Source organism: Arthrobacter globiformis, assembly GCF_003261175.1.
Lineage (GTDB): Bacteria > Actinomycetota > Actinomycetes > Actinomycetales > Micrococcaceae > Arthrobacter > Arthrobacter globiformis_A.
Genome location: NZ_QLNP01000082.1, coordinates 40212 through 47091, shown reverse-complemented (window position 1 = coordinate 47091; position 6880 = coordinate 40212). Strand labels below are relative to the sequence as shown.

Annotated in this window: 5 protein-coding genes; all 5 read right to left on the bottom strand. The window is 67.0% G+C overall.

Annotation, left to right across the window (positions count from 1 at the left end; genetic code table 11):
* The coding region (locus DBZ45_RS12975) for an MBL fold metallo-hydrolase (RefSeq protein ID WP_111904309.1) at positions 1-552 on the bottom strand (552 nt) is incomplete at its 3' end.
* Positions 549-1691 (bottom strand): S-(hydroxymethyl)mycothiol dehydrogenase, encoded by a 1143-nt coding sequence (locus DBZ45_RS12970; RefSeq protein ID WP_111904308.1) that lies wholly within the window; start codon positions 1689-1691, stop codon positions 549-551. The genes DBZ45_RS12970 and DBZ45_RS12975, both read right to left, overlap by 4 nt.
* Before the next feature lie 59 nt (positions 1692-1750).
* Positions 1751-3394 carry an APC family permease gene (locus DBZ45_RS12965; RefSeq protein ID WP_111904307.1) on the bottom strand — a complete coding sequence of 548 codons (1644 nt, stop codon included), beginning with the start codon at positions 3392-3394 and terminating at the stop codon, positions 1751-1753.
* Between the two features lie 164 nt (positions 3395-3558).
* The gene (locus DBZ45_RS12960) at positions 3559-5106 is read right to left on the bottom strand and encodes an aldehyde dehydrogenase family protein (protein WP_111904306.1); all 1548 of its coding nucleotides are present in this window, start codon (positions 5104-5106) and stop codon (positions 3559-3561) included.
* A 3-nt stretch (positions 5107-5109) separates the two neighbouring features.
* Entirely contained in the window at positions 5110-6828 is a 1719-nt protein-coding gene (gene betA / locus DBZ45_RS12955) for a choline dehydrogenase (protein ID WP_111904305.1), read from the bottom strand.
* Between the last annotated feature and the right edge of the window lie 52 nt (positions 6829-6880).

Below are 6880 nucleotides of genomic sequence, written 5' to 3'. Positions count from 1 at the left end.
GACGGTGGTTTCCGGCGGGAGGGTGAGGAGCCGTTCGCGGATGGAGGTCAGGATGGTGGGGTAGTCGCTGTAGGAGCGGCCGGTGGCGCCGGGTCCGCCGTTGAACAGGGTGTCTCCGGTGAACACGGTGTGCTCTGCTTCGAGGTGGAAGCAGGTGGACCCGGGTGAGTGACCTGGGGTGTGGATGGCCTTCAGGGTGGCGCCGCCGACCTGGAACTCGTCCCCGTCCGCGATGGCCGCATCGGGGGTGGTGCCGGGGTAGACCTGTTCCCAGAGGACCTGGTCCTCCGGGTTCAGGTGGATCGGCGCGCCGACGGCGTCGGCGACCTGGCGTGCGGCACCGATGTGGTCGTTGTGCGCGTGGGTGAGCAGGATCGCCTTCACCGTACGGCCGCGGACCTGGTTGATGATCGCGGCGGCGTCGTGCGGGGAATCAATGATCACGCACTCGGTGTCGTTGCCGACGATCCAGACGTTGTTGTCCACATCCCAGGTCCCGCCGTCGAGCGAGAACGTGCCCGAGGTGACAAGGTTTTCGATCCTCACGCTCATGCCGAGGCCCCCGCCGGCTCGGCAGCAGCAGCTGTGGAGGAGGCTGGCGCGGGCTGGATTTCGACGACGGAGCGGAGGACTTTGCCTTCGTGCATTTTGTCGAAGGCTTCCTCGACCTGGTCGATGGTGATCCGTTCGGAGACGAACGCGTCCAGGTCCAGGTTGCCGGCCTTGTAGTGGGCCACGAGCATCGGGAAGTCGCGGGAGGGCAGGCAGTCCCCGTACCAGGAGGACTTCAGCGACCCGCCCCGCCCGAACACATCCAGCAGCGGCAACTCCAGGACCATCTCCGGGGTCGGGACACCGACCAGGACCACGCGGCCGGCAAGGTCGCGGGCGTAGAAGGCCTGCTTGTACGTTTCGGGCCGGCCGACGGCCTCGATCACCACGTCCGCGCCGTTCCCGTTCGTGAGGGCCCGGATCGCCTCGACCGGGTCAGAGGTGCGGGAGTTCACCCCGTGGGTCGCGCCGAGGGCCTTGGCCATCTCGATCTTGTTCTCGTCAATGTCCACGGCGATGATCGTCGTGGCACCGGCGAGCTTCGCGCCGGCAATCGCAGCGATGCCCACCCCGCCGCAGCCGATCACGGCCACCGACTCACCGCGCTTGACCTCACCGGTGTTAATGGCCGCGCCAATGCCGGCCATCACACCGCAGCCCAGCAAACCCACGGCGGCCGGGTCCGCGTCCTCATCGACCTTCGTGCACTGCCCGGCAGCGACCAGCGTCTTCTCCGCGAACGCCCCGATCCCCAACGCCGGGGACAGCTCGGTGCCGTCCTCCAAGGTCATCTTCTGCGTGGCGTTCGCGGTGTTGAAACAGTACTGCGGCTGGCCCTTCGCACACGCCCGGCACTGCCCGCACACCGCACGCCAGTTCAGAATCACCCGGTCACCCGGGGACACCTCGGTAACACCCTCACCCACCGCCGAAACCACACCGGTCGCCTCATGGCCCAGCAGATACGGGAACTCATCACCAATCCCGCCCAGCTTGTAATGCAGATCCGTATGACACACCCCGCACGTCAGGACATCCACCAAAGCCTCCCCCGGCCCCGGATCCGGCACCAGGATCGTCTCCACCGACACCGGAGCATCCTTCGCCCTGACAACAACAGCCTTGACTTTATGAACCATGAGTTAGTGTTCCTTTCCTGAGTCCCGGGGACTCGTTCGCAACGGCACCTGTTGCCAATCTAGCTGACCCGTTGCGGTTCAAGATCATCCTCCATCGGTTCGACGCCGTCCTCCGTGCCTCCGCCTGCCCTGACCGGCTGAGGCTGCCCGGCCGCACCCGACGACGGGTGGGCCGCAACGGCAGCCGCGTGCTCGGCCAGGACACCGGTCTGGTGCCTGATCTTCAGGCGGTAGAGCAGGGTGCCCCCGATGGTGACGGCGGCGACGAAGAGGACGCCGCCCCACTGGAAGTACCACTCGAACGGCGGCACCGAGTTGTAGATTTCGGGGCGCGGCCAGATCAGGTTCAGCGTCATCGCCCCGCCCCAGAGCACGGCGAGGATGTTCACCGGCAGTCCCCATTTGCCCATGCTGAAGCCCGCTTCGCCGTGGCCTTCATCGCGCAGGGGCCACTTCTTCAGGAACCGCCTGCGCAGCATGGGAACCGTGACCAGCAGGTAGGAGAGGTAAATCAGGACGATGCTGATGCTGGACAGAATCGTGAAGATCGCGGGCTGCATGACATTGACCAGCAGCGGGATGACGGCCAGGACGCCGATCACGATGGCCGCGATGGTGGGCGTCTTGCGGACCGGATCCACCTTGCTGAGCTGGCGGCTGAAGGGCAGGTTGTTGTCCCGGGCCATAGCGAACATCATGCGGATGGCAGCGGCATGGACGGCCAGCGTGCAGACCACCACAGCCACCACGATGCACACAAGGAAGGCCTTGCCGAAGGGTCCGCCTAGGACGGAGAGGACGATGTGCTGCAGCCCGCCGTCGGCCGCACCGATCTTGGGGTCGGTGAGGTCCGGGGCCGCCAGGATACCGAAGAGCAGGATCAACCCGCCCAGCAGGAAGGAGGCGGTGACGGCCCGCAGGATGGCTTTGGGCGCGGTGCGCTTCGGGTCCTTCGTTTCCTCGCCGAGGGAGCTGGCGGTGTCGAAGCCGTACATGACGTAGCCCGAGGCCATCGCGCCGATGAGGAACACGCCGAAGAAGCCGAGGTCGTGGCCTTCGCCGAACCCGGCGGTGTCGAAGAAGACCTCGGGACCGCGCACCACATGCCAGCCCAGCGCGAGGATCAGCAGCACGGCCGCGACCAGTTCGACGAACACGCCGATGCTGTTGATCCGGGTCATGAGCTTCACGCCGAACGCGTTGATGAGGGTGGAAATGGTGATCATGATGGTGGCCAGCACGACGCCGTTCATTGCGAAATCAAAGGGTCCGGTGCCATCACCGACGATCTGGAATCCGGACCACAGCTGCGGCAGCGTGATCTGCAGGGCCAGCGCCACGGACCCCAGAGCCATGATGGAGGACAGCAGCAGCAGCCAGCCTGCAAGCCAGGCCGAGGTGCCGGAGGCGAGCCGCTTGGCCCAGTTGTAGACGGACCCCGCCACGGGGTAGCGGCCAGCCAGTTCGGCGAAGCACAGGGCCACCATCAGCTGGCCGACGAAAACGATGGGCCAGGACCACGCGTACGCCGGGCCAGCCATGGAGAAACCAAAGTAGAACAGTTGAAAAACGCCTGTGAGGATGGAGATGTAGCTGACGCCTGCGGCGAAGCTGGCAAACTTGCCGATGCTCCGGTCCAGGGTCTGGGCGTAGCCGAACTCGTCCATGCCGCTTGAATCAGTACTCTTGCTGGGTTCCAACATCTGAACTCCTAAGTAAGAAAAGCACGATGGTGATGACCCGCGGCCGCCTTTGGACGCGGGTAACACTACACGCACGTGACATCGCACGCAGCTGAAATCACGCAGGTGTATCGACGGCCGGGCGCGGGGCTGCAGCGCCCGGCCGTCTCCCCCAAAGCTGATGCCTAGCCGGCTGCGACCGCCCCCGTCTCCCCGCGAGTTTCCCCGTGAGCCGAGCCAAACCATCCGCTCGGGGCGGGGGCGATGTTCTGCCAGATGTGCTTGGCTTCGCGGTATTCGGCCAGGCCTGCCTGGCCGAGCTCACGGCCGATCCCGGACTTCCCGAAACCGCCCCACTCCGCCTGCGGGACGTACGGGTGGTAGTCGTTGATCCATACCGTTCCGTGCCGGAGGGCGCCGGCGACGCGCTGTGCTTTCGACGCGTCAGACGTCCACACCGCGCCGGCCAGGCCGTACTCGGTGTCGTTTGCGATGGCGACGGCCTCGGCCTCGGTCCGGAACGTCTCCACGGTCAGCACCGGCCCGAACGATTCCTCCCGCAGCACGCTCATGCCGGAGCGGCAGTTGCCGAGCACGGTGGGCGGGTAGAAGAAGCCGTCCGCGAGCGGCCCGTCGTCGGGAATGTAGCCGCCGCACAAGAGCTCAGCGCCCTCCGCGATCCCGGCCTGGACGTAGGCGTGGACCTGCTCCCGGTGCTTGGCGGAGATCAGCGGCCCGGTCTCGGCGTCGGAATCGAAGGGCCCGCCCATCCGGATCTTCTTCGCCCGCCGGACCACCTCGGCCACGAAACGCTCGGCGATCGTCTCCTCTACGACCAGCCGCGCCCCTGCCGAGCAGACCTGGCCGGAGTGCAGGAACACCGCTGTCAGGGCGTTGTCGACGGCGGCGTCCCAGTCGGCGTCCGCGAAGACGACGTTGGGGTTCTTCCCGCCGAGCTCGAAGGCCACGCGCTTCACGGTCTCCGCCGCGGCGGCCATGATGGTCTGCCCGGTGGACAGCCCGCCGGTAAGCGAGACGAGGTCGACGCGCGGGTCGGAGCTGAGCGGGCCGCCCACCTTCGACCCGGTGCCGGTCACGAGGTTCGCGACCCCGGCCGGGACGCCGGCCTCGGCGAGGGTTTCCATGAGCAGGATCGAAGTGGACGGCGTGAGCTCGCTGGGCTTGAGCACGAACGAGTTCCCCGCGACGAGTGCCGGCGCGACCTTCCACGCCGCTTGGAGGAGCGGGTAGTTCCACGGCGCTATGAGTGCGCAGACCCCGAGCGGCTCGTACACCACGCGGCTGATGGCATCCGCCCGGCCGGTGTCGATGACGCGGCCGGCATCGAGTCCCGCGACCTTGCCGTAGTACCGGAAGCAGGCGGCGATATCGTCCATGTCGTACTCGGCTTCCACCAGCCGCTTGCCGGTGTCGAGCGCCTCGGCCAGCGCGTAGGCGGCCTTGTCCCGCTCAAGGAGGTCCGCGACGCGGAGCATGACCGCGCCGCGCTCGATGTCCGTGAGCCGGCGCCATGGGCCGTCGTCGAACGCGGCCCGTGCGCTGGCGATCGCCCGCTCCGCGTCCTCCACCGTCGACGAGGCGACGACCGCCACCTCGCGCCCGTCCGCCGGGCAGCGCACGGTGGTGGTCCCGCCGTCGGACGCCTGTTGCCAGGCGCCGTCGATGTACAGGCCTTGGACGAGCTTCAGTTCTGTATCGATCGTCACGCTCATCCCCTAGCCCTTCGCCGCAACGGCAGCTGCTGCTACTGGCATTTCTCCGCCGCGTTCCAGCGGGCTCACACCGTGCCGGTAGAACTCGGCGTGCTGGGGCGCGAGCGGGGCCTTGCCAGCGATCAGGTCGGCTGCCTTCTCTGCCAGCATCATCACCGGGGCGTAGATGTTGCCGTTGGTCACGTACGGCATGGCCGACGCGTCAACCACGCGGAGGCCGCGGGTGCCGTGCACGCTCATGTCCAGCGGGTTGACCACGGCCATGGGATCGGAGTCCGGACCCATCTTCGCGGTACAGGACGGGTGCAGCGCCGTCTCGGCGTCGCGGGCAACCCAGTCAAGGATCTCCGCGTCGGTCTGCACGCTACGGCCGGGAGAAAGCTCGCCGCCGCTGAAGGGACCCATGGCGGACTGGCCGAGGATGTCGCGGGCAACGTGGATCGCCTCGACCCACTCGCGGCGGTCCTGGTCGGTGGAAAGGTAATTGAACAGCATGGACGGGTGCACAGTGGGATCAGTGGATTTGATCTTCAGGCTGCCGCGGGCGTCGGAGTACATAGGTCCGATGTGCACCTGGTAGCCGTGCTTGGCGTCCGCCTTCTGGCCGTCGTAGCGGACGGCGACAGGGAGGAAGTGGAACATCAGGTTGGGGTAGGCCACGTCGTCGTTGGAGCGGACAAAGCCGCCGCCCTCGAAGTGGTTGGTGGCGGCCGGGCCCTTGCGTCCCAGCATCCACTGCAGCCCGATCAGCGGGTAGCGCCACAGGTCCAGGTTGGGCTGCATGGAGACCGGCTGGGTGCAGGCGTGCTGGATGTAGACCTCGAGGTGGTCCTGGAGGTTTTCGCCGACGCCGGGCAGGTTCACCACGGAGTTGATGCCCAGCGAGTTCAGGTGGGCGGCATCGCCGACGCCGGAGAGCTGCAGCAGCTGGGGGGTGTTGATGGCGCCGCCGGCCAGGATCACTTCCCCCGCGGTCACCTGGTGGGTCTTGCCGTTGCGGCGGTAGGTGACGCCGGTGGCCACGTTGCCCTTGAAGTTGACCTTGGTGACGAGGGCCCGGGTCAGGACGGTCAGGTTCTTCCGGCCGAATTCGGGCCGCAGGTAGGCGCGGGAGGCGGAGAGCCGCTGGCCCTTGTGGACGTTGCGGTCGAACGCGGCGAAGCCCTCCTGGCGGTAGCCGTTGACGTCGTCGGTCAGCGGGTAGCCGGCTTGCTGGGCGGCGGCGAAGAAGGCCTGGAACAGCGGGTTGGTGGCGGGGCCCCGTTCCAGCACCAGCGGGCCGGAATGTCCGCGCAGTTCATCGTCGGGATCGGCTGCGAGCGCGTTTTCCATCCGGTTGAAGTACGGGAGGCAGTGCGCGAAGTCCCAGGTTTCCATGCCTGCGTCGGCTCCCCAGCGCTCGTAGTCGAGCGGGTTTCCGCGCTGGAAGATCATGCCGTTGATGGAGCTGGAGCCGCCCAGGACCTTGCCGCGGGCATGGGCTACGCGCCGGCCGCCCATGTGGGGCTCGGGATCGGACTCGTAGCGCCAGTCATAGAGCGGGTTGCCGCTGGGGAAGGTCAGTGCGGCGGGCATCTGGATGAAAAGGTCCCAGGGGTAGTCGCTCCGTCCGGCTTCGAGGACCAGGACGCTGCTCTGGCCTCCGTCGCTCAGGCGGTTGGCGAGCACGGATCCCGCGCTTCCGCCGCCGACGATGACGTAGTCGTAGTTGGTCTGTGTCATGCAAAATCTCCTTCTACCTGGTGCAGATCAGCGTTCACGAAGGTGTGAGTCC